The 21101-nt window shown below is 71.4% G+C and carries 18 protein-coding genes; 5 read left to right on the top strand and 13 right to left on the bottom strand.

The genetic code is table 11. The features are described 5' to 3' along the window. From ACZ43N_RS41535 to ACZ43N_RS41515, 5 genes are all read right to left on the bottom strand, one after another. A partial coding sequence (locus tag ACZ43N_RS41535; protein WP_468104892.1) for a histidine kinase occupies positions 1-623 on the bottom strand: 623 nt, incomplete at its 3' end. Further along, on the bottom strand, positions 620-1288 hold the full coding sequence (locus ACZ43N_RS41530; RefSeq protein WP_468104890.1) for a response regulator: 669 nt from the start codon (positions 1286-1288) through the stop codon (positions 620-622). The genes ACZ43N_RS41530 and ACZ43N_RS41535, both read right to left, overlap by 4 nt. 821 nt (positions 1289-2109) lie before the next feature. Beyond that, entirely contained in the window at positions 2110-3147 is a 1038-nt protein-coding gene (locus tag ACZ43N_RS41525) for a polyprenyl synthetase family protein (protein ID WP_468104888.1), read from the bottom strand. Next, positions 3144-4376 (bottom strand): tetratricopeptide repeat protein, encoded by a 1233-nt coding sequence (locus ACZ43N_RS41520; protein ID WP_468104886.1) that lies wholly within the window; start codon positions 4374-4376, stop codon positions 3144-3146. The genes ACZ43N_RS41525 and ACZ43N_RS41520 overlap by 4 nt, the downstream gene beginning before the upstream one ends. 191 nt (positions 4377-4567) lie before the next feature. Continuing rightward, entirely contained in the window at positions 4568-4858 is a 291-nt protein-coding gene (locus ACZ43N_RS41515; RefSeq protein ID WP_468104885.1) for a hypothetical protein, read from the bottom strand. Between the two features lie 263 nt (positions 4859-5121). Between ACZ43N_RS41515 and ACZ43N_RS41510 the strand changes: the two genes are divergently transcribed. The 3 genes from ACZ43N_RS41510 to ACZ43N_RS41500 all read left to right on the top strand — a co-directional run bounded on the left by ACZ43N_RS41510 (position 5122) and on the right by ACZ43N_RS41500 (position 6995). Further along, positions 5122-5529, top strand: a complete 408-nt coding sequence (locus ACZ43N_RS41510) for a YciI family protein (protein ID WP_468104883.1) — start codon at positions 5122-5124, stop codon at positions 5527-5529. Between the two features lie 8 nt (positions 5530-5537). Then, positions 5538-6683, top strand: coding sequence for an RNA polymerase sigma factor (locus ACZ43N_RS41505; RefSeq protein WP_468104894.1), 1146 nt, complete (start codon positions 5538-5540; stop codon positions 6681-6683). 114 nt (positions 6684-6797) lie between these two features. After that, entirely contained in the window at positions 6798-6995 is a 198-nt protein-coding gene (locus ACZ43N_RS41500; protein WP_468104881.1) for a hypothetical protein, read from the top strand. Between the two features lie 82 nt (positions 6996-7077). Here the strand turns inward: ACZ43N_RS41500 and ACZ43N_RS41495 are convergent, their stop codons facing one another. From ACZ43N_RS41495 to ACZ43N_RS41470, 6 genes are all read right to left on the bottom strand, one after another. Beyond that, positions 7078-8091, bottom strand: coding sequence for an ATP-dependent DNA ligase (locus ACZ43N_RS41495; RefSeq protein ID WP_468104879.1), 1014 nt, complete (start codon positions 8089-8091; stop codon positions 7078-7080). Positions 8092-8183: 92 nt separating this feature from the next. Then, on the bottom strand, positions 8184-8999 hold the full coding sequence (locus ACZ43N_RS41490; RefSeq protein WP_468104878.1) for an SAM-dependent methyltransferase: 816 nt from the start codon (positions 8997-8999) through the stop codon (positions 8184-8186). 272 nt (positions 9000-9271) lie between these two features. Next, positions 9272-10369 carry a multiple monosaccharide ABC transporter substrate-binding protein gene (gene chvE, locus ACZ43N_RS41485; protein ID WP_468104876.1) on the bottom strand — a complete coding sequence of 366 codons (1098 nt, stop codon included), beginning with the start codon at positions 10367-10369 and terminating at the stop codon, positions 9272-9274. Positions 10370-10948: 579 nt separating this feature from the next. After that, positions 10949-12439: an FAD-binding protein gene (locus ACZ43N_RS41480; protein ID WP_468104874.1), complete on the bottom strand. Its 1491-nt coding sequence runs from the start codon at positions 12437-12439 to the stop codon at positions 10949-10951. 525 nt (positions 12440-12964) lie between these two features. Next, positions 12965-13873 (bottom strand): aminoglycoside phosphotransferase family protein, encoded by a 909-nt coding sequence (locus ACZ43N_RS41475; RefSeq protein WP_468104872.1) that lies wholly within the window; start codon positions 13871-13873, stop codon positions 12965-12967. Between the two features lie 506 nt (positions 13874-14379). Continuing rightward, positions 14380-15615: a helix-turn-helix domain-containing protein gene (locus tag ACZ43N_RS41470; protein ID WP_468104870.1), complete on the bottom strand. Its 1236-nt coding sequence runs from the start codon at positions 15613-15615 to the stop codon at positions 14380-14382. Between the two features lie 533 nt (positions 15616-16148). On the opposite strand from ACZ43N_RS41470, the gene ACZ43N_RS41465 reads away from it, so the two are divergent. After that, the gene (locus tag ACZ43N_RS41465; RefSeq protein ID WP_468104868.1) at positions 16149-16436 is read left to right on the top strand and encodes a hypothetical protein; all 288 of its coding nucleotides are present in this window, start codon (positions 16149-16151) and stop codon (positions 16434-16436) included. A gap of 67 nt (positions 16437-16503) precedes the next feature. Here the strand turns inward: ACZ43N_RS41465 and ACZ43N_RS41460 are convergent, their stop codons facing one another. Further along, positions 16504-17820: a ferredoxin reductase family protein gene (locus ACZ43N_RS41460; RefSeq protein ID WP_468104866.1), complete on the bottom strand. Its 1317-nt coding sequence runs from the start codon at positions 17818-17820 to the stop codon at positions 16504-16506. A 208-nt stretch (positions 17821-18028) separates the two neighbouring features. Beyond that, complete coding sequence (locus ACZ43N_RS41455) at positions 18029-19909, bottom strand: amidohydrolase (protein ID WP_468104864.1); 1881 nt, start codon at positions 19907-19909, stop codon at positions 18029-18031. Between the two features lie 97 nt (positions 19910-20006). On the opposite strand from ACZ43N_RS41455, the gene ACZ43N_RS41450 reads away from it, so the two are divergent. Further along, positions 20007-21068 (top strand): LacI family DNA-binding transcriptional regulator, encoded by a 1062-nt coding sequence (locus tag ACZ43N_RS41450; protein WP_468104862.1) that lies wholly within the window; start codon positions 20007-20009, stop codon positions 21066-21068. Positions 21069-21101: the final 33 nt, after the last annotated feature.

Raw genomic sequence — 21101 nt, 5'->3', positions numbered from 1 at the left:
GCGTCCTTGGCGGCGACCTGCAACGCCCCGGCCCGTACGGCGATCAGGCTGACCTGGTGGGAGACCACGTCGTGCATCTCACGGGCCAGCTGGGCACGTTCACGGGCGAGCACAGCCTGCGCGTGCAGGGCACGCTCGTACTCCCGGGCCTCCTCGATCTCCACCAGCCGCCGCGCCAAGTCCCGGTGAGCCTGGAGGAGTTGGCCGAAGAGAACCGGGGCGGCGGCGGTCGCCAGACCGTACACCAGGGCGATCAGCGTCATGGCCTGGCCGATGGCCATGAGGCTCTCCCAGGGCCACGGGATGCTGTTGGCGATGCCGGTCAGGGTGACGCACCCGGCGAGGAGGAGGCGGTTGCGGGTCCGTTCGGCCAGGGTGAACAGCGCGACGAGTGGAGCCACGGCGACTGCCTGCGTCAGCGAGGCCGGCAGGGTGAGCAGGAAGACGACGAGCGGGAACCGGCGCCGGAAGGCCAGCGCGGCGCAGCCGACAGCGGCCAGTCCGACGCCGAGCGGTGTGTCGTCCCACAGGTTCACCCATACGTCGACGGCTGCCGCCGCCACCACGACGAGGTCGATGACCGGCGCGGGGATCCGCTGCCACAGGGCGCGTGCGCTGTTCATCGTCCGGCCTCCTGGGGGCGCTCGTCGAGGAGCCCGGCCCGTTGCGCCAGCAGTGCGGCCTGCACGCGGCTCGCCACGCGGAGCTTCGTCAGGATGGCGCTGACGTGGTCCTTGACGGTGCCGGCGCCCAGGTGGATGCGCGCCCCGATGTCGGCGTTCGACAATCCCTCCGCCACCAGGACGAGGACGTCGCGCTCCCGCGGGGTGAGCAGCCGGACCCGGGCCGCCTCCTCGTCGACGGCCGTCCCGGTGCCGGGGTGGCTGTGCAGCAGCGTCCGCGACGCCTTGGGCGAGAGCACCACACCGCCCGCGGCCAGGGTCCGCACCAGCTGGGCGAGCTGCTCGGGCTCGGTGTCCTTGAGGAGGAAACCGGCCGCGCCGGAGTGCAGCGCGGTCAGGATGTACTCGTCGGCGTCGAACGTGGTCAGCATCGCCACCACCGGCGGGTCCGGCATCGTGCGCAGCTCCCGGAGCACGGTGAGCCCGTCGACGTCCGGCATCCGTATGTCCAGCAGCACCACGTCGGGCCGCTCCCGGCGGCACGTCTCGACGGCTTCGCCGCCGCTCGCGGTCGCGACGACCTCGATGTCCTCGGACGCGCCCAGGATGAGCCCGAAGCCCGACCGGACCAGGGCCTCGTCGTCCACCACCACTGCCCGGATCATCTGCCCCGCCTCATGTTCGTCCCCACGGCCTCGACCTTAGAGCCCCGGTGAGTCCCCGGAGCCCCTCGGGCGGCAGCTCCAGCCACACGGCGGGGTAGCACCCTCCGGTCGGCAGGGACGCCACCGCCTCCCCGCCCCCACGTTCTCCAGGCCGGGAGCCATGGCCCAGCGCTCGACACCCCGGGGTCCCCGCGCGCTACGGGGGACGCCCCCGGACGCCCGAGAACCGCGCACCCGCGACCGGCACGCCCTCACACCGGGTGCGGGGCGCCGGATCGGTCTCGGCCCCGCCCGCGAACCGGCCGTCGTCGCCATGCGGCCTCGGCCGGCCCCGACCCGGCCGAGGGGTGGCTTCGCCGTCGTGCTCGTCGCCGGGCGCAAGGTGCCGAGGACGGGCCCGTCGGGTGCCCGTCCGTCGCCGGCGCCGTTCCTGACGGAAGGCAGGACGCCGGCCGTGTCCCGGGCCGGCGGGAAGACCCCGGGGCACGGCGGTACGGCCGGCGGCCCCGGCGTGCCCCGAACGACGGGCGCCAGGTCGGGTCCGCACGGTCCCGCCGGCCGACCACCGCCTGGCATGCCCTCAGGCCCCGGTCACAGCACCACGGCCTGTCGTCTGGATCACGCCTGGACCGCGGGGCTCGGCACGCACATCGGGCCGCGTTGTCGTCGGTCCCCGACCCCCCGCGCTCGGACGACCTCGCGCGGGGGGACCTCCATCGCGTCGGCTCCCTCCTCCGCCTTGCAGCCGCACGCACCACGCCCCGCTCACCGGCAGTCATCAAGGTGCCGTAACCGGAGTCGGCACGATCCGACGGCAGACCCTAGACGTCGCGCCGAACGAGGAACGCCGACAGGGCCCGTAGTTCCTCCCCGGCCGTGCCCTGGAGCGACACGTCCGCCAACGCGGCCTCCGCCGCCGCTATGTGACCGCGTGCCTCATCCAGTGCCGCCGCCCGTCCGCCCGCCGCCTCGACGAGTGCGGCCGCCTCCCCGGGGTCCCCTCCCGACGCCAGCAGCGCGGCCAGACGCCGTGCCTCGGGGGACGGGGAGTCGAGCGCCGCCAGCACCGGGAAGGTCTTCTTGCGCTCCCGGAGATCGTTGTGAACGGGTTTGCCCGTGACCTCGGGGTCGCCCCAGATGCCCAGGACGTCGTCGACGACCTGGAAGGCGAGACCGAGCCGGCGCCCGGCCCGGTCGAGAGCGGCGACCGCGGACGGCGGACCGCCGCCGAGCAGCGCGCCGAGCGCCGCGGCGCAGCCCAGCAACGCGCCGGTCTTGTGCTCGGCCATCGCCCGGTACTCCGCCGCCCGCACCCGCTCCGGCCCCGTCCAGGGACGCTCGGCGAACAGCAGGTCGTCCGCCTGCCCGCGCACCAGATCGCCCAGTGCCGCCGAGAGCATCCGCAACGCCGGCGGACCCGCCTCGGTGGCGGCGAGCGTCTCGACGGCCAGCGCGAACAGGGCGTCGCCCGCGAGGACCGCGGGTCCGGTGCCGTACGCCTTCCAGACCGTGGGGCGACGGCGCCGAGCCGGGTCGCCGTCCATGATGTCGTCGTGGAGCAGCGAGAAGGCGTGCACCAGTTCCACCGCGACCGCCGCGGGCACGCCGGCCCGGCCGGGGGCGCCCACCGCCTCGGCCCCGAGCACGGCAAGCGCCTGCCGGACCCCCTTGCCGCCGGACGCGGCGGCGGGAGCGCCGCCCACCTCGCACCAGCCGAAGGAGTACCCGGCCATCTCGCCCACCCAGGGGTGCGTCCGCCCGATCGCCTCCCGCAGCGCGGGCCGCACCGCCTCCCGGCAGCGTTCCAGGACGAGGGGGACGTCGACCGGCACCCGCAGCGCCGAGGAGACCGGCGTCACCGTGCGGCCTCCACCCGGACACCGTGCGCCGTCCGGACCTCGACGGCGGGAGCCGCCTCGGCCCCGCCGCCGTGCTCCTCCTGCACCCGCCCGCCGGATGCGTCCGGTGCCCGCCCGCCGGGCTCGCTCAGCGCCCGTCCGCCGGGTTCGCTCAGCGCCCGTCCGCCGGGTTCGCTCAGCGCCCGTCCGCCGGGTTCGCCGAGCGCCCGCACACCGAGTTCGTCGTGTGCCCGTGCCACCATCTTCCTCGCGTGCCGTAGTCCGATGCGATCCAGCTCCCGTGCCAGATCGGCCAGTTCGGTCGCCGTCTCGGTGTGGTCGCGGCCCAGCCGGGCGAGTGACTTGGCCAGCCCAAGCCGGGCCAGTGCCTCCCCGCGCGGTTCGCTCATCTCCCGGAACTCCGCCAGCGCCAGCTCGTACGTGTCCCGTGCCTCGGTGTAACGCCCGGCCCGGTACAGGACGTTGCCACGCATCTTGTGGTTGTAGGCCAACGCGCTGGAGAGCCGCATCGCCCGGCAGGTGGTCTCCGCCTCCGACAGCAGGGCGAGCGCCCGCTCGACGTCCCCGTCCCGCGCCGAGACGATGTCGGCCAGCCCGCGCAGCGCCCAGGCGTGGCCGCGCCGGTCGTCGGCGCCCCCGGCTATCTGCGCCGCCTCCTCGAACAGCGCGTACGCGGTGTCGTACTCGCCCCGCTGGCGGTGGATCTGCGCGATGCCCTCCAGCGCCCACACCGTGTGCCGGGCCTCGCCGCGCCGCCGGGCCTCGGCCAGTAACTGCTCGTGCAGACGGGCCACGGCTTCGTAGTCGCCCTGGATCCTGCCCGTCTCGGCCAGTCCCGCGAGGGAGTAGCCGCGCACGACGACATCGCCTCCCCGTTCGCCCATGTCGGCCGCGAGCCCCAGCAGCCGTCGGGCCAGTGCGAACGAGCCCCGTTGCCGGGCCAGGGTGCCTCCGCTCCACAGGGCCCAGGCCATCGCCCCCTGGTCGCCCACGGCCCTGGCCGCCCGGTAGCTCGCCTTCCATGCCCGGTCGGCCTCCCCGATCTGTCCCAGCCGCCGGTGCGCCTCGGCCACCGCGAGCCCGGAGCGCGCCGCCTCACCGTGCTCCCCGGCGCGCTCGGCCTCTCTCAGCTGCCGGGTGCTGGCCGCCAGCACCTCGGTGAGGGAGGAATTCACGGACAGGGTGGTCAGGGCGCCCTGGTATTCAGGGGCGAACGCCTTGCCGTACATGGTTGCCTTTCGTTCCGATCGTGCGAGGTGCAGGCCGTCTCTCGGTGTATACACAGCATCTCTACACGGCATGTATACATAGCGTGTATAGAGCGGCCAGAACGAACCCTGGCCCGTGGGCCAGGGCCGCATCTTCTGCTGATCAAGACGTCATGTACGCCAAGGAGGTTGCCCCTGAGGCGCAGATCACCTCACGAGGCGACCGCGGCCTCGGCGCCGGCCTTGTCCGAGGCGGCCTCGGCCTGCGCGATGCCGAGGAAGCGCCGGATCGTCTCGACCGGCATGTCGAGCCCCTCCGAGGCGGACTGCTCGGTGCCGAACATCTGCACCGCCTCCGCGACGGCCAGGGCCAGCTCGACCTCTGCCTTGCGTACCTTGGCCTCGGCCTTGTCCACGGTGTCGACCACCGCCAGCTGGCGGCGCTGCTTCTCCTGAAGCCTCTGCTTGCGGGAAGGCGTCTTCTCGGGGTGCTGCACAGTCATGACCAAGATCATAATCGGTCGCGTCCACCCCCACCGCATCCCAACTCGGTTGATTCCCAAGGGACAACCGAGGCTCGGCATGGGCGGGCCCCTGGCCACGACGGTCGCGGCAGGAGCGAGCGGAGTGCCGCGCCCGGGGGCGAGCGAGGAAGATTCGCACGGCGACAAGAAATCTTCCGCCGGGATGTCGAGAACCCGTGGCCTGCTCCGTCCCCGTGGTGAAGGCGACCACAATGGGTCGCACGAGCATCGAGGAGAGAACGATGGCCAAGTATCTGTTGCTCAAGCACTACCGCGGCGCCCCGGCAGCGGTGAACGACGTCCCGATGGACCAGTGGACTCCCGAGGAGATCTCGGCCCACATGCAGTACATGCACGACTTCGCGGCCCGTCTGGAGAAGAGCGGCGAGTTCGTGGACGGTCAGGCCCTCGCCCCCGAGGGGACCTGGGTCCGGTACGACGGCGAGGGGCGCCCGCCGGTCACCGACGGCCCGTTCGCCGAGACCAAGGACCTCATCGCCGGCTGGATGGTCATCGACGTCGACAGCCACGAGCGTGCCGTGGAACTGGCCGGTGAACTGTCGGCCGCCCCCGGAGCGGGCGGGAAGCCGATCCACGAGTGGCTGGAGGTCCGTCCGTTCCTGACCGCACCGCCCACCATCACGGAGTGACCACCCCGATGGACGAGGCCCTGCTCCGCGACCTCACACCCGCAGTGCTCGCCGTCCTCGTCCGCCGCGGAGCCGACTTCGCGGCGGCCGAGGACGCCGTACAGGAAGCGCTCCTCGAAGCCGTACGCGTGTGGCCCGCCCAACCGCCACTGGCCCCCAGGGGCTGGCTGATCACCGTCGCCTGGCGGAAGTTCCTCGACGCGACCCGGGCGGACACCGCGCGCCGCCGGCGTGAGGACCTCGTCGACGAGGAGCCGCCCCCCGGTCCGGCGTCGGCGGTGGACGACACGCTCCAGCTCTACTTCCTGTGCGCCCACCCCTCGCTCACCCCCTCGTCCGCGGTCGCGCTCACCCTGCGCGCCGTGGGCGGGCTGACCACCCGGCAGATCGCCCGCGCCTATCTGGTGCCCGAGGCGACCATGGCCCAGCGCATCAGCCGGGCCAAACGAACCGTCTCCGGGGTGCGGTTCGACCAGCCGGGCGACGTCGCCACCGTGCTGCGCGTCCTCTACCTGGTCTTCAACGAGGGCTACTCCGGCGACATCGACCTGGCCGCCGAGGCCATCCGGCTCACCCGGCAGCTCGCCGCCCGGTTCGACCACCCCGAGGTGGCGGGGCTGCTCGCCCTCATGCTGCTCCACCACGCCCGGCGCGCCGCCCGGACCGCGCCCGACGGCAGTCTGGTGCCGCTCGCCGAGCAGGACCGGAGCCGGTGGGACACCGCGTCGATCGCCGAGGGGGTCGAGATCCTCCAGGCGGCCCTCGCCCGCGACCGGCTCGGCGAGTACCAGGCGCAGGCCGCCGTAGCCGCCCTCCACGCCGACGCGCCCACCGCCGAGGAGACGGACTGGGTGCAGATCGTCGAGTGGTACGACGAACTCGTCCGGCTGACCGACAGTCCCGTCGTCCGGCTCAACCGCGCCGTCGCCGTGGGCGAGGCCGACGGACCGCGCGCCGGCCTGACGGCCCTCGCGACGCTGGACGACTCCCTGCCCCGCCACACAGCCGTGGCCGCCCACCTCCACGAACGCGACGGCGACCTGGCGACGGCGGCACGGCTGTACGCCGAGGCGGCCCGCAAGGCACCCAACGCCGCCGAACGCGACCACCTGACCCGCCAGGCCGCCCGCCTCAACACCCGCGGGCGCCGCTGACCCCGGCCGGGGCTCACATCGGCCGCGTCCGCAGGGCCGTCGCCCGGCGCGAGCGGCCGGGGGGCGTGCGGCTCTCGACCTGCCGCCACCAGGTGGCGGACATACATTCGAGCCATGGAGGAGATGCCACGGCGCATCGACCCCTCGACGGATCGGGCGACCGCCGCGCTCCTGCTCGGATGCCTACCGGAACAGGTCGGGGCGTGCCCGCGCTGTCAGGGGCTCACCCACCGCTACGGCCCGCGGGCGCGAGTGCTGTGCGCGGCCTGCCGGGCAGCGGACGCCGCGGCAGCCGAAGCCGCGGACGACTGACCGAGCGGTCCCCGGCCACCCCGTCGAGCGGCCCGGTGTCACAGCCGCCGGCCGCAGGCACGGCTGCCGCACGGGCCGTGCGTCATCCGGCTTCCTCCGTACCCTCGCCGAACGCCGTCACCTCTTCGGGCGTCATGTCCTGTCTGAGGCGGACGAACCGCGCCGGATGCCGCCATGCGCCGTGCCCCTGGGCGGTGTCCACGGCCATCTCGGCGACCAGGTCCGGGTCCACGAGGACGACCTCCAGGGGTGTGCGCGATCCCCAGGACGTCGTGAACCGCGTTCCCTCCCAGGGGTGACCCGGTCGAGCCGCGGACAGCCGGGCGGCGAGCTCCCGGACCGCCTCGGGGGGCAGCAGGGTGCTGCGGGCGACCAGCCGCAGCACCCCGTCGTGGTCATAGCGGCCGAGGAGAACCGTCTGAGGACGGCGCAGGGTGCCGGTGACGGCGCCGACGATGCCCTCGGCGGTGTCCCGGCGACGGATCTTGTACCAGCCGCGAGCCCCGGGCAGATATCGCTGCCGCCGGCCCTTGACCACGAGCCCCTCCACGCCGGGGACCCGCGTCCAGGACGTCAGCCACTCCTGCGCGGTGGCCAGGTCATCGGTCTGCGGACAGAGAGTCCACGGCGCGGCGAGTGCGTGACCGGTGAACAGCTCCTCCAGCCTCCCGCGCCGCTCGTCGTACGGCTCGCGGAGCAGTTCCACGCCGTCGGCCTGGAGGACGTCGAAGGCGATGAAGTGGGCGGGCAGCTCCGCAGCCAGCCGAGCGGCCGTTCGCCCGCTGGACGAGGCCCGGCGTTGCAGCGCCTCGAAGGACAGTTCCTCGCCCGCCCAGACCACCACCTCGCCGTCGAGGACCCAGCCGTCCGGCAGCCGCCCCGCCGCGGCGGCCAGATCGGGGAAGCGGGCCTGGATCAGGCTGCCCCGGCGGGACTGGATCAGCACGGGCCCGGGGGCCGGCCAGGGGGTGAAGACCAGCGTCCGGTATCCGTCGAACTTGGGCTGCAGGACGAGGCCGCCGGGCAGTGCCGCGGGCGGGGGCATCCGTTCCCGGGCCTGGGCCAGCATCGGCTCCACCGGCGGTCGCAGCACCATACGTCCGGTCTACGACGCGCACGCCCGGCCCGCGACCCGAACGCGCCCGCCCCCGGGCCGCGCGTCACCGCGCCTCGCCCCACCTGACGGGGTCAGGGCTTGCGGCCCAGTCCCCCGTGCTCGCCGATGACCTCGGGAGTCGCGTCGTCCGGCTCGGGACGCCAGAGCGGGACGGAGACCACACCGGGGTCGATGAGCTCCAGCCCGTCGAAGTATGCGGCGATCTGATCGGGGGTCCGCAGGATGTACGGCACGGCGCCGCTGTTGTTGTAGGCGTCCTGGGCCTGCTCGAAGACGGGATCGATGCCGAGGGAGCCGTCGTTGACCGAGAGGTAGCTGCCCGACGGCAGTGCCGCCATCAGCCGGGTGACGATGGAGCGGGCCTGGTCGTGGTCGGCGACGTGCCCGAGGATGTTGCTGAGGATGAGGCCGGTGGGCCGGTCGAAGTCCAGCGTCCCGGCGGCGGCGTCGAGGATGCGGTCCGGCTCCAGCACATTGGCGTCGACGTACGCGGTCGCCCCCTGCGGCGTGGAGTAGAGCAGCGCACGGGCGTGCGCCAGGACCAGGGGGTCGTTGTCCACGTAGACGATCCGCGACTCGGGAGCGATCCGCTGCGCGACCTCATGGGTGTTGTTCGCGGTCGGCAGGCCCGTACCGACGTCCAGGAACTGGCGGATTCCCGCCTCCGCCACCAGATACGTGATGTTGCGACGCAGGAACGCCCGGCTGCTCCGGGCGATCGTGACGATGCCGGGGAACACCGCGGTGTAGGCGTCGCCCGCCTCCTCGTCGACCGGGTAGTTGTCCTTGCCGCCCAGCCAGTAGTTCCAGATGCGGGCCGAGTGGGGCACCGACGTGTCGATCCTCTGGTGCGCCGCCGATCCGGGCGTGCTCGCGTGTTCGGTCATGAGTGGCGTCCGTCTTTCCACCGAAGCGTTTGATGTTTCAACAGACAACCTACGTCCCGACACCCCTGCGCCGCACGCCAGTTGGTGATTCCGTTCCTCCCGATCGGCACAGGGGTCCGTCCCGGGCGCCCCGCCCCGCGCCCCCTGGGGCCATCCCTGGCGGCCCCAGGCGCCTTCGCCGCTCCTGCGGCGGCGCAGGCGCCCCTCGGCAGGCCGAGCGGGGCGACGGCCCGGCCGTCGCCCCGCTCCGTGGCCGCCGCCGAGCCGTGCCGCTACTTCAGTTCCGCGGTCGTGTAGTACCCGCCGGCCACCAGCACGTCCTTGTAGTTGCTCTTGTCGACGCTCGTCGGCTGGAGCAGATAGGCCGGCACCGGCTTGGCTCCGTTGTTGTAGGCCCTCCGGCTGTTCAGGTTCGGCGTCTTGCCCTTGAGGACGTCGTCGACCATGTTCGCGGCCATCTCGGCGAGCAGCCGGAGGTCCTTGTAGACGGTCTGCGACTGCTCGCCGGCGATGATCGACTTCACCGAGGCCAGTTCCGCGTCCTGACCGGTGATGACGGGCAGGGGCTTGGCGGCGGAGCCGTAGCCGTGCGCCTTCAGCGAGTTCAGGACGCCGATCGAGATGCCGTCGTACGGTGACAGGACCGCGTCGACCGTGGCGCTCCGGTACGCCTTGGTGAGCAGGCTGTTCATGCGCTTCTGCGCGGTGGGGCCGTCCCAGCGCAGTGTGGTGATCTGGTCCATCTCGGTCTCGCCCGACCGGACGACCAACTGCTTGGTCTCCAGGTACGGCTTCAGCAGGTGCATGGCGCCGTCGTAGAAGTACCGGGTGTTGTTGTCGTCGGGCGAACCGGCGAACAGCTCGATGTTGAACGGGCCCTTGCCGTCCTCGAGGCCGAGCTCGTCGATGATGTAGCGGGCCTGGAGCCGGCCCACCTGCTCGTTGTCGAAGGAGACGTAGTAGTCGACGTTCTTCGTGTCGAGGATGAGCCGGTCGTAGGAGATCACCGGTATCTCCGCGGCCGCCGCCTTCTTGAGCACGCTGTCCATCGACTTGTTGTCGATCGCCGCGATGATCAGCGCGTCGACGCCCTGCTGGATCAGCTTCTCGATCTGGGCGACCTGCCGCTTCGGGTCGTCGTCGCCGTAGACCAGCGTGGTCTTGTAGCCCTTGGCCGCCAGATCGTCCACGACGCTCTTGCCGTCGGTGAGCCAGCGTTCGGAGGCCCGGGTCGGCATCGCGACGCCGATGGTGCCGTCCTCGGAGCCGTCCGCCGAAGCCCCCTCGTCCTCCTGGCCGCACGCGGACAGGGTGAGGGCGAGCGAGACGGCTCCGGCGATCGTGGAGAGGGCGGCTCTTCGGGTGTGCATGTGATCGTTCCTTGTTCTTCTCGTCGTTGAGAGCAGGGCGGCGTATCAGCTGTCGGTGCGGTGCTGCCAGGGGAGGACAGATCGAGACCGACTCGACCGCGCCGTGGGGGCCGAGCTCCGGCAAGCGTGATCGGGGCGCGGGCCACCCGGCATCCGGGGTCCGCCGGCTTCCGTGTTCCCTGTGCCGATGCGCATCGGTACGCATGTCGGGCCGCGCCACGGCGTTCCGGCCCCATGGGGGCTGATTGCGGTGATGCGCAGGGCACTTGCCTTTCAACCGTTCGATATGTCGTCACACGGTCGGAATGTTGGCGAGACCTTAGGGATCAGGTGTGCGAGGTGTCAACGGGGTGAACAGGAACGGTTACTGAAAGGTGAAGAGGCAGGGGCTCAAGTGGCGGACGGGACGGGGCAACTGTGACGGATGGGACGAGGGTTCGGCGGTGGCGCGAAAGTGACCCCGAAGCGGCGGACACGGGGCTTCGGTTGGGGAGTTCCCGTGTCCTGGGACCGCTTGTCCCGGCCGGGGTCACACGGTCGGTGACCAGTGCCCGGCCGGGTGGGGCCGTGGCGGGACGGTCAGAAGATGCCCGGGCCGGGGGTGAGGATGCCCTTCGGGTCGTAGCGGTTCTTCCACGACACGAGCCGCGGCCACATCGAGCCGTAGTGGGCCTGCCAGTCGGCCCGGGTGAACGGGCACGCGCCATGCGGGTACCGGGTGCCGCCGACAGCCGCAGCCTGCTGGTACAGCCGGTAGTTGCGGTCCGTCATCCGGGACGCGAAGTCGGGGTCGGGGCCGGGTCCGGCCGAGTCGGTCAGGACGCTGACCAGCCACACCCAGGGTCCGCCCGCGTCGCCGGGGAGCCGCAGCAACGGCCGTCCGTAGGTCGAGCGCAGCATCGGGAAGATCAGGCCGAAACCGGTCGGGCCCAGGTCCTCCGGTGTCAGCGAGGGGAACACCGAAGAGACGAAGTCATCGACGGCGCCGTCCGGCAGGAACAGATCCAGCCACGGCTTGACCTTCGCGTCCCAGCCCAGGTTCGCCGCGAACGAGTCGTACATGGTGGTGACCAGGTTGATGTAGTCGAGGAAGCCGTAGTCCTCGAAGGACGCGGTGGCCGCGGCCGGGCTGAGGCCGCGCAGCAGCCGCGACGCGTCGGGCACGTTGCCCGCGTCGTAGAAGACCGTGGCCCACAGGGTCAGCGGCTGTGCCGTGCCCGGCTGCGGAATGCTGCCGAGGGAGTCGAACTCGCCGCGGTTCGCCAGGATCCGGATGTCCTGGAAGAACGTACGGATGTCCGTGTACCCGATCCGGTACGTACGGGCCAACTGCTGGGCGGGCACCAGGTCGACGGTCGCCCGCGTGATCACACCGCACTGGCCGAGCCCCGCCAGCGCAGCCTCGAACAGGTCGGTGCTCTGTGTGCCGGAGCACCGCAGAAGCCTGCCGTCGCCCGTGACCACCTGGAGCTGCTGGGCGTGGTCGACCTGGGCGCCCGCCCGGTAGGAGGACATCATCCCTATGCCGCCCATGGAGAGGGTCCCGCCGACGGTGGTCCCGAGGTAGCTGGTGATCGACGCCGGCCTGAGGCCCCGCCCGAACGCCGCCGCGATCAGGTCCTTCCACAGCACGCCCGCGTCGACGTCGGCACTGTCGGTGCCGATCGAGTGGATGGTGTGCAGCGACTCCATCTCGATGACCAGTCCACCGCTGACGAGCGGTTGGCCGAACATCGCGTGGTGCGCGCCGGCCGGCGCGGCCTTGATGTCGTGGGCCGAGCAGTAGGCGAGCATCTTCCGGATGTCCAGCACCGAGCCCGGCCGGAGTACCGCGCAGGGTGTCCTGACGATGATGTTGCCCTGGTCGTGCGCGTTCGCCGCGAGGACATCCGGGTCGAAGGTGAGAGTTCCGTCGAGGGAGGGAACCGCGGCGAACGAGGTACTGTCGGCTGCCTCGGCGACCCACTGCCGTCCGACCAGGTCGAAACCGGCCACGAGCGCTATGGTCCCGGCTCCCAGCCGGGACAGGAACCGACGTCTGTCGAGCTGACCTTGTTCTGTACGTGACATACGAGCATCCTTGGTGTTGGCGCGGCGGATCGTCGGCACACCCTTGTGCGGGTGCCGTATCGCATCTGCGGGTGACTTCAGCCGTTCACGGGCGGCGGTGGTGCGGCCCGGCCCTCGGTGCGGCGAGGCGAAGAAGTGACCTGACCCGTGTCCTGACCAGGTCGGTGCTTCTCACTCATGGCGATTTCCCCCTGAACTGTCCCCGGGATCATCATGACCAAAGACCGCCGGTTGCGCGAGAGTTGAATCGCAGTCAGGGATCCTTTTGCGGTCATTGGGGTGCTGATGCGTGCCGAGATCGCGGGGGCCGCGGGGAGGTCGGGTGTCGATGTTGTGATGAAGTCGCCTGGCGCGTCGTCCGGTCGAGTCTTTCGCCTAGGCCGAACACCGGGCCACCACCGCGCCCGACGACAAACTGCTGCGCACCCTTCAGGCCAACGACGTCCCGATCGGGTAGATCGAGCAGCCGAGTCTGGCCCTGCCGCTCACGCGGCAGGGCCAGAACCCAAGATCTTCATGAGCCTTCTAGCCGAAGTCGTCATGATCGGAGAGGACCTGGTCGATGACCCGGCGGTGGAGGGCGGCCAGTTCCGGGTCGGTGTCGATGGTCTCGGACAGCATCAGCAGCGACTTCCACAGGGCCCACCCCCGGGCCCGCGCCCACATGCCCTCGTCCTGGGCGACCGTACGCCGGAACGCCTCGCGGCTGTCACCGGAGAACATCGTCCACGCGATCACCAGATCGCAGGCAGGGTCGCCGACACCCGATGTGCCGAAGTCGATGACGGCCGCCAACTCGCCGTCTCCGACCAACAGGTTGCCGCTCGCGATGTCCCCGTGGAACCACACGGGTGCCCCGCGCCACTCGGCGGCGAGCGCGGCCCGCCAGACCTCGGTGGCCCGTTCGGTGTCGACGCGGCCTTCGAGGGCGGCGAGACAGCGGCGGGTCTCCTCGTCGTAGTGCGCCGGCGGGGCGCCCCGATACCAGCTGTGCTGTCCCGCGAGCGGGCCGCCGCTGGGATCGCAGCGCTGGAGGGCGAGGAGGAACTCCGCTACGGCGACGGCGAACTTCGCCATGTCGTCGATGCGTTCGGGTGCGGACGTCTCCCCGTCCAGCCAGCCGCGCACCGACCACGGGAAGGGATACCCCTCGCCCGGGACGCCCTTGCCCAGCACGGCCGGTATCGGTACGGGCAGCGCGGGCGCCAGGCGCGGCAGCCACGCGCTCTCCTTGTCGACCGCGGGGACGTAACCGGCGGCGGTGGGCAGCCGGACCGACATGTCGTCACCCAGGCGGTAGGTGCGGTTGTCCCAGCCGTCAACCTTCACCGGCACCACCGGTAGGTCGGCCCACTGCGGGAACTGACTGGCGATCAGCCTGGTGACCAGCGCGGCGTCGATGCCTGCGCGGCCGTCGGGGGGAGTCGAAGCCATAGGGCGATGATCGCCCGGAACGGCACGTCCACGCAACGGATTTGACACTCCCGTCCCGTGGTTGCTCCACCAGACTGGCAATGAGTTTGCCTTGGAGTTGCCAAGTGGGTTGAGGTGGCGGCGAGCCCACCGACTCAAGGGTTTTCTCATCGCCACCGATCGGAAGTTCGGCGTCCGGCGCTCTTGGGGGGAGGTCGTCCGGGTCGACGGCGACGAGGAAGGGACCAGCCGCTACCACAGCCCCGCCCCCCGGCGTCGGCCCGGAGCGGAGCGTCGTGGGCGGCAACAGCGCGGGCGGCGCCCTCGCCGCCGGCTCGCCCTCCTAGCCTGCGGCAACCGAGGACCACGCGTGCGAGCACTGCTCGGCGGGCGCCACGGCACACCGGACGTGTCGTGTCGTGCCGCGCCCGGCGCGCGCGGCGACCCGTCCGATCACGGCGTACAGCTGCCACCGGCGTTCATCGAGGACGGGGGAGCGGAGGTACCTGGGGAACCGGAGGTACGGCTCAGGCCCCCGCGTTGTTGCGCGACCTGCCGGCGTCTTCCAGGGACTCGGCGAGGATGCGCCAGATCTCGGCGGAGAGGTCGATGTCGGACTGCTGACGGGCCTGTTCGCCCAGTTCCTTGAGCCGGCGGATGCCCTCCTCCGCGCGGCCCTCCACAAGCATCAGACGGGCGTCGAGGATGTGGAGTCTGATCTGGTCCCGGTGGGTGAGGCGCAGTTCGTCGCGGTGGAGCTGGTCGTGCAGGGCGCGGGCGTCCGCGTGCCGGCCCTCCTCGAAGGCCAGATGCGTCTGCAGGGTGAGCAGTTCCTGGCGCTGGACCGGTGTGCCCACCAGCGTGAGGGCTCCGGCCGCCTCGTCGAGGCATGCGCGACCCCGCTCGGTCTGCGGGGGTCTGCTCTGCAGGTGCTGGGAGGCCGCGGCCAGCCGCAGGCGCGCCCACAACGTCAGATCGACGCTGCTGTCCAGCTCCTTCATGGCGCGCTCGAGGTAGCTCCGCGCGGCCTCGTGGTCGCCTTGGCGGAACCGTACGGTGGCGGCCGCCCACAATGCCTCGGCGGCCAGCGGATCGGACCGCCCCTCCACCAGCTGCACCAACTCGTCGACGTGCGCCCTGGCGTCGGGCAGCCGTCCGGCCTCCGCTTCCACGGAGACCAGCGTGAGCAGTGCGCCACCGGTGTCGGTGACGGACAGTGCGGCGCCCTTGGCCAGCTGATAGGCGTTGACGGCGATGCCGAGTGCGCGGGTCACCTCCCCGGTCGAACGCAGTGAACGGGCGAGCTGGAAGCCGGCCCTGCACTGCAGTTCGGGCAGGGCGAGTTCGTCGGCGACCCGGGCGAGCTCTTCAAGACAGGCCCGCTCCTCGTCCGGCCGGCCGCGGCGCTGCCAGTGGCGGGAGATCAGCCACAGGGCCTGCCAGCGCAGGAACGCCGCCTCCGTGCGGACCTGGCCCAGCACGGCGATGAGGTTCTCGATGCCCTCGTCGCCGTCCGTGGATGTGGCGATGGACAGGGCCTGCGCCAGGGAACCGTCGCTCGGCGGTGTGTCGAAGGCGGAGCGATCGACCCCCAGAGCCTGGGCGAGGTACGTCACCACCCGCTCTGTCGGCTGCCGGGCGCCTGATTCCAGGCGGGACAGATACCCGGTGGAGATCTCCTCGCCCGCGAGTGCGGCCTGCGAGAGACCACGCTCCACTCGCAGCTCTTTGAGACGTCGCCCGAAGGTCGGCTGTTCCGGCATACGGATTCTCACTATCGCTTTGCGCGCAGGTGAAAGGTATGCGGCTCCACCTCCCCCGCGACTCTCGAGAGCAGTCCGAGGACTGATTGACCCGGAGTCTAAGGTCAACCGGGGTTACTGGCAAGCAATTTGCCCAGATACTTGCCATGGGGCCAGAAGGTGCTTCCTCGATATCTGGCACTTCTTTTCATGAACTTGGCAATGAATTGCCAAGGTGCACGGACCCGTTGAGTAGGGCATCGCCTCGGGAGACACGGGACCTCGAAGCCGGCGACCATCCGGGCTTTCGCCGGAGGAGCTGTCATGAGCGCCCAGGGGACCGCAGTTCACGGGAATCGCCTGGGACGCCGGCGGTCGTGCAGGGGGCACACCTCCCGCCTGAACGCCCTGCCGTCACTGTCGAGTCCACGGCGGCGTCGAGCACGGCCAGGGCCCCGCCCTCGTCCATCTCCCCCCAGTCCGCGAGGGCTTGTGGCCCCCTTCAGCCCCGGCATACCGTGCCGACAGTCGTCAGGACGCCCGAGGAGGCAGCCATGAGATCGCGTCTGCAGTGGACCCACGGCCGCGGAGCGCACGTCGTCGTCGCACGCAGGCAGACGTACCTGGCCGAGATCCTCGTCAAGTTCCTTGTCCTGGTCGGCCTGCTCTACATGCCGGTTCTCGTCTTCCACTGGGGCACCTGGATCCCTTTCGCCGGAGCCGGCCTCTACCTCCTCTGGGAACTCGGCCGCCTCAGCAGCGCACTCGGCGAACTCGCCGCCCTCTGGAACCAAGAGCACCAGCAGCGACAGGAACTCACCCGGAGCGTCGCGCTCAAGTGACGGACGACGGAGCGCCGTGGACCCCCTCCTCGGCGGCCACGGCGCTCCGTTCGCCCGTCAAAAGCCGTCAGGCCAGCCCGAACCGCTCGGCGTGCACCTGCCGACGGGGGACGTTCAGCGTGCGCAGGGAGGCGAGTACGGCCGTGGTCATCGCGGGCGGACCACAGACGTACACGTCGCGTTCGGCCACGTCGGGAACCAGGGCCAGCAGGTTCTCCGGCTCGAACGGCGGACTGCCCTCGCCGGTGCGGCCGGTGAGCAGATGCAACCGCCCTCCGAGGTCCGCCACCAGCATCCGTACCTCCTCGGCCAGCACGGCATCGTCCTCGCTGCGGGCCCGGTAGAGCACGACCACGTCGCCGGCCGTTTCCTCCTCCAGCAGGGCGCGGACCGGCGTGATCCCGACCCCGCCGGCGATCAACAGCGCGCCGGGCCGCGTCCGGTGCAACGAGGTGAACGCCCCGTACGGCCCCTCGACGAACGCGCGGGTCCCGACGGGGACGTGGCGCAGTCCGGCACTGGCGCTACCGACCGCCTTGGCGGTCAGCCGCAACGTACGGCCGTCGGGCGCCGCCGACAGGGAGAACGGGTTGGCCAGCCACCAGTGGTTGTGCCCGGGGAACCGCCAGATGCAGAACTGCCCGGCCCGGGCCGGCAGTCTGTCGAGGTGGCGGCCGGTGACGTGCACCGACACCACGTTGTCCGACTCCGGCACCACCGCCGTGACCTCGAACCGGTGATAGGCGTTGCGCCACAGAGGCATCACGATCCGCCCCGCCACCAGGGCGCCGAACGCGAACAGCCACAGGGCCCACCAGTAGAACATCGCGAACGCGGAGGAGGTGAAGGTCGTCGTCTCCTGCAACTGGTGGACGAACGCCAGGCCCAGCGCCACGTACAGCAGCAGGTGCAGGGCGTGCCACGTCTCGTAGCGCAGCCGCCGCCGCACCTGCCGGGCGGACACCGCGGCGATCACGACGACGATCGCCGCGGCCAGCATCCCGAGCAGCGAGGCCGGCACGCCGGCCAGCGCGAAGAACGTCTTCCCCATCGACGTGTCACTGAGCCGCGCGTAGCCGAGCACCACCAGCACGGCGTGGGTGAGGAGGGTCCACAGCAGGGTGAAGCCGACCCAGCGGTGCCACACCGTCAGCCGGTCCATGCCGATACGACGGTCGAGCCACGGCAGCCGGGCCACCAGCAGCAGCTGGAACAACATCAGCACGGCGGCGTGCAGACCGAAGAACTTGGCGACCGTGAGCGTCCCGTTCTTGCCGGTCCCGGCGGTGAGGAACAAGATCTCGACGATCACCACGTTGACGACGACGAACGTCCACAGCGCCCAACGCGCCGCTGTGACCGGAGGTATGGTGCTCTGCCGCACCTGTGAAATCGTTGCCTCCACCGCTTCCCCTTTTGTTCATGTGACGTACTCGTGCCCGGGAACCGGCCAAACCGCGGCCCCGAGCGTCCCAACCTGTACAGCCGTGATCCCGGCAGAATCCGGGACTTGTCCTAATCGAAAGCTTTACGTGGCCGGAACGCGCCCCGGCTTGCCCGCGGGGGAGCCGGGGCGCGCTCTGCCGTGTGGGTCAGTGCCCCTGACAGCAGGAGCCACCCGACGACCGGCCGGTGCCCGCGCTCATGCGCCCCGCGTCCTCGGCCCGGGCCCGTCCGGTCGCCGATCCCGCGTCGTGCACCACCCGTCCGGAGATCAGGGTGTACCGGACCTCGGTGGACCGGATCTCCTTCACCGTCACCCTGGTGACGTCCCGGTCGAGGACGATCAGATCCGCTCGCTTGCCCGGCCGAACGAACCCCGAGCCACTGTCATGCAGCTGGTGCGCCGCACCCGCGGTGTGCATGACCAGCGACCGGGTCCGGGTCAGCCCTTCGCGGGCGTTGAGAGGCGGCTGATTCTGCTCAGGGTTGCTGCGGTCGATCGCAGTGGCGACCTGGGTGAAGGGAGCGAGCGGGTCGACCGGCCAGTCCGAGCCTCCGGCCAGCATGGCCCCCGCCTCGGCCAGACTGCGAGCCGGGTACAGGCGCTCGTATCGCTCCGGCCCGATGAAGGGCCGCAGCGCGTCGTTCGTGAACGACGAGGGCAGTGCCCACTGCAGCTGCATGCTGGCCACCACACCGGCGCGGGCGAAGCGACGGTAGTCGTCCGGGTGCACCAGCTGGAGATGGGTGATGGTGTGCCGTCGGCCGGGGCGGGCGACGGCCTCGTAGGCGTTCAGGGCCGCGCGTACGGCGCGGTCGCCGATGGCGTGGGCGTGCATCTGCCAGCCGTCCGCGTCCAGGCGGCGCACCAGGGACCGGTAGTCCCGGGCGCTGACATGGAGGGGACCACGGTTGTCGGTCGGCCTGCCCTGGGCGTCCAGGTACGGGTCCAGCAGAGCGGCGGTCTGCGCCGGGAACTCCATCACGCCGTCGAGGAACACCTTGACCGTGGTCAGTCGCAGCCCGGCCGGTCCGGTGAACCGCTTGCGCACGCCGCGCAGGAACTCGGCCGCCTCCTTGGGCTTCTTTGCGAGTTCCGCGTCGACCACCAGCGCGGGGGTGATGCGCTGCGGCAGCACGCCCCTGGCCATGAGCTCGGCGTAGGTCGTGACGGACTCCTCGCTGCTGGAGGCGTCGAGGAAGGACGTGATGCCCGCGGCCAGGAGCGTGCCGGCCATCTTGGTCTGGGCGGCGAGGATCAGGTCGGGACTGGGCGGCGGGATGACCTGGGCGACGAGCCCTTGGGCGTCGTCCACCAGCAGCCCGGTCGGTTCCCCGTCGGAGCCGCGGACGATCTTTCCGCCCGCCGGGTCGGGGGTGGTGCGGTCGACTCCCGCGAGGGCGAGCGCCCGGCTGTTGGCGAGGCTGTTGTGGAAGTCGGAACCCTGCAGGAAGATCGGGCGTCTGGTGTTCAGCGAGTCCAGCAGCGACTTGTCCGCCACGGTGCCCGCGGGCAGCAGGCCGACGGGGTTCCAGTCGGTCACCTGGAGCCAACCGTCCGGTTCCTGCGCCGCCGAGGCGTCCAGCATCTCCTGGAGACGTGCGCGGAACTGCGGAACCGTCATGCTCGCGTTCCCCAGCGACGGGTTCAGGGTCTGCGCGGCCGCCCCGAGCGGGTGCATGTGCCCGTCCTGGATGCCCGGCATGACCGTGCCGCCGTCGGCGTCGAGGACGAGGGTACGGGGGCCGATGCGACGGCGTATGTCCGTGTTGCTGCCGACCGCGAGAACCTTTCCGTTCGTGCCGATGGCCACGGCCTGCGCTCGCGCGCCGCCCTTGGTTCCGGTGAAGACCCGCCCGTTCAGCACGACGGTGGCCACGCGCACCGGGGACGTGCCGGTCGCGGCTCGGGCTGCCGTACCGGCACCGGCCACCGTGAGGGCGCCCGCGCCTGCCGCGGCCAAAAACGTCCGCCGCTGCAGCGCACCGCCCACGGGCGCTTCGGCGGGGCCGTCGAGAACGTCTGGCATCTGATCACTCCTCACCCGGGGCCGTACCAGCCGCCGACGCCCGGTACGGTGTGTGATTAATGTCTTAACCACAAGCCGCGAGGCTGTTGGGGAACAGATGACGATCTCGCCTGCCTGGCGCCGCCCCACACTCGGCGCCGTGGCCGCACGGGCCGGGGTGTCCACGGCCACGGTGTCCAACGCACTCAACGGCACCGGACGCCTGTCCGATGCGACGAGGCAGCGCGTACTGGCCGCGGCACGCGAACTCGGGCACGCCCCGGCCAGCACGGCCCGGGCCCTGGCCCGTGGCGGCACCGGAGTGCTCGGCCTGACCACCACGACGTACGGCAACCTCCCCGTCGCGTACACCGTGATCCCCTACTACGCGCAGCTGACGCTGAGCGCGATGGCGGCGGCGCACGAGCGCGGCTACATGCTCATGGTCATGCCGAACTCCCTGTCCCCGTGGATGTGGCTCAACACGCCGATGGACGGCGTCATCCATGTCGAACCGCGGGCCGAGGACCCGATACTTTCCCTCCTGCGGGAGCGCGGCATCCCGATGATCACCGACGGCCGACCGCCCCGGCCGCACTGGAACGACGCGTGGGTGGAAACCGACAACGAAGCCGGCATGCGTCTCCTGCTCGACCACATCGCGGAATCCGGCGCCCGGCGGATCGCGCTCTCCCTCCCGCTCCACGACGCCGAGTACCCGCAGCGGATCGGCGGCGCTTACGCGTCCTGGTGCGCCGAGCACGACATGCCCGCCCTCGTCGAGGAGTACGCCACGCTGCCCGACTACTTCACGGCCGAACGCGAAGCGGTCGGCCGGCTCCTCGACCGCGACCCCCGCCCGGACGCCGTCATCGGCGTCTACTCCGACTCCGGCCACAACATCCTCGACGCCGCCCGCGACCGCGGCCTCCAGGTGCCGCGGGACCTCTTGGTCGCGTGCATCAGCGAGGACCCGGACTACGCGACGGCGACCCCGCCCATCACCACGGTCAGCCTCCGCCCGGAGGAGGTGGGCGAGCAGGCGGTCGACCTCCTGATCGCCCTCATCAACACCCGCAGTGGCGTGACCCGCCGCCGACTGGTCCAGCCGCTGCTGATACCGCGCCGCTCCACACGCCGGCCACCGCCGACTGACCGGCGAAGAGAACGGCCCAAGTGACTCCGTTCACCCAGGGGCCCCCTTCGCCGGGGC

The organism is Streptomyces sp. NPDC030814 (assembly GCF_055572155.1).
Note: the sequence above shows the minus strand (reverse complement) of the source record. Positions and strands in the feature narration are given on the sequence as shown.

Bases quoted from the DNA above. Each gene is read 5' to 3' on its own strand.
- ACZ43N_RS41530 (WP_468104890.1), bottom strand. From the start codon at position 1,288: ATGATCCGGGCAGTGGTGGTGGACGACGAGGCCCTGGTCCGGTCGGGC.
- ACZ43N_RS41520 (WP_468104886.1), bottom strand. From the start codon at position 4,376: ATGTACGGCAAGGCGTTCGCCCCTGAATACCAGGGCGCCCTGACCACC.
- ACZ43N_RS41515 (WP_468104885.1), bottom strand. From the start codon at position 4,858: ATGACTGTGCAGCACCCCGAGAAGACGCCTTCCCGCAAGCAGAGGCTT.
- ACZ43N_RS41510 (WP_468104883.1), top strand. From the start codon at position 5,122: ATGGCCAAGTATCTGTTGCTCAAGCACTACCGCGGCGCCCCGGCAGCG.
- ACZ43N_RS41505 (WP_468104894.1), top strand. From the start codon at position 5,538: ATGGACGAGGCCCTGCTCCGCGACCTCACACCCGCAGTGCTCGCCGTC.
- ACZ43N_RS41500 (WP_468104881.1), top strand. From the start codon at position 6,798: ATGGAGGAGATGCCACGGCGCATCGACCCCTCGACGGATCGGGCGACC.
- ACZ43N_RS41495 (WP_468104879.1), bottom strand. From the start codon at position 8,091: ATGGTGCTGCGACCGCCGGTGGAGCCGATGCTGGCCCAGGCCCGGGAA.
- ACZ43N_RS41490 (WP_468104878.1), bottom strand. From the start codon at position 8,999: ATGACCGAACACGCGAGCACGCCCGGATCGGCGGCGCACCAGAGGATC.
- chvE (WP_468104876.1), bottom strand. From the start codon at position 10,369: ATGCACACCCGAAGAGCCGCCCTCTCCACGATCGCCGGAGCCGTCTCG.
- ACZ43N_RS41480 (WP_468104874.1), bottom strand. From the start codon at position 12,439: ATGTCACGTACAGAACAAGGTCAGCTCGACAGACGTCGGTTCCTGTCC.
- ACZ43N_RS41475 (WP_468104872.1), bottom strand. From the start codon at position 13,873: ATGGCTTCGACTCCCCCCGACGGCCGCGCAGGCATCGACGCCGCGCTG.
- ACZ43N_RS41470 (WP_468104870.1), bottom strand. From the start codon at position 15,615: ATGCCGGAACAGCCGACCTTCGGGCGACGTCTCAAAGAGCTGCGAGTG.
- ACZ43N_RS41465 (WP_468104868.1), top strand. From the start codon at position 16,149: ATGAGATCGCGTCTGCAGTGGACCCACGGCCGCGGAGCGCACGTCGTC.
- ACZ43N_RS41455 (WP_468104864.1), bottom strand. From the start codon at position 19,909: ATGCCAGACGTTCTCGACGGCCCCGCCGAAGCGCCCGTGGGCGGTGCG.
- ACZ43N_RS41450 (WP_468104862.1), top strand. From the start codon at position 20,007: ATGACGATCTCGCCTGCCTGGCGCCGCCCCACACTCGGCGCCGTGGCC.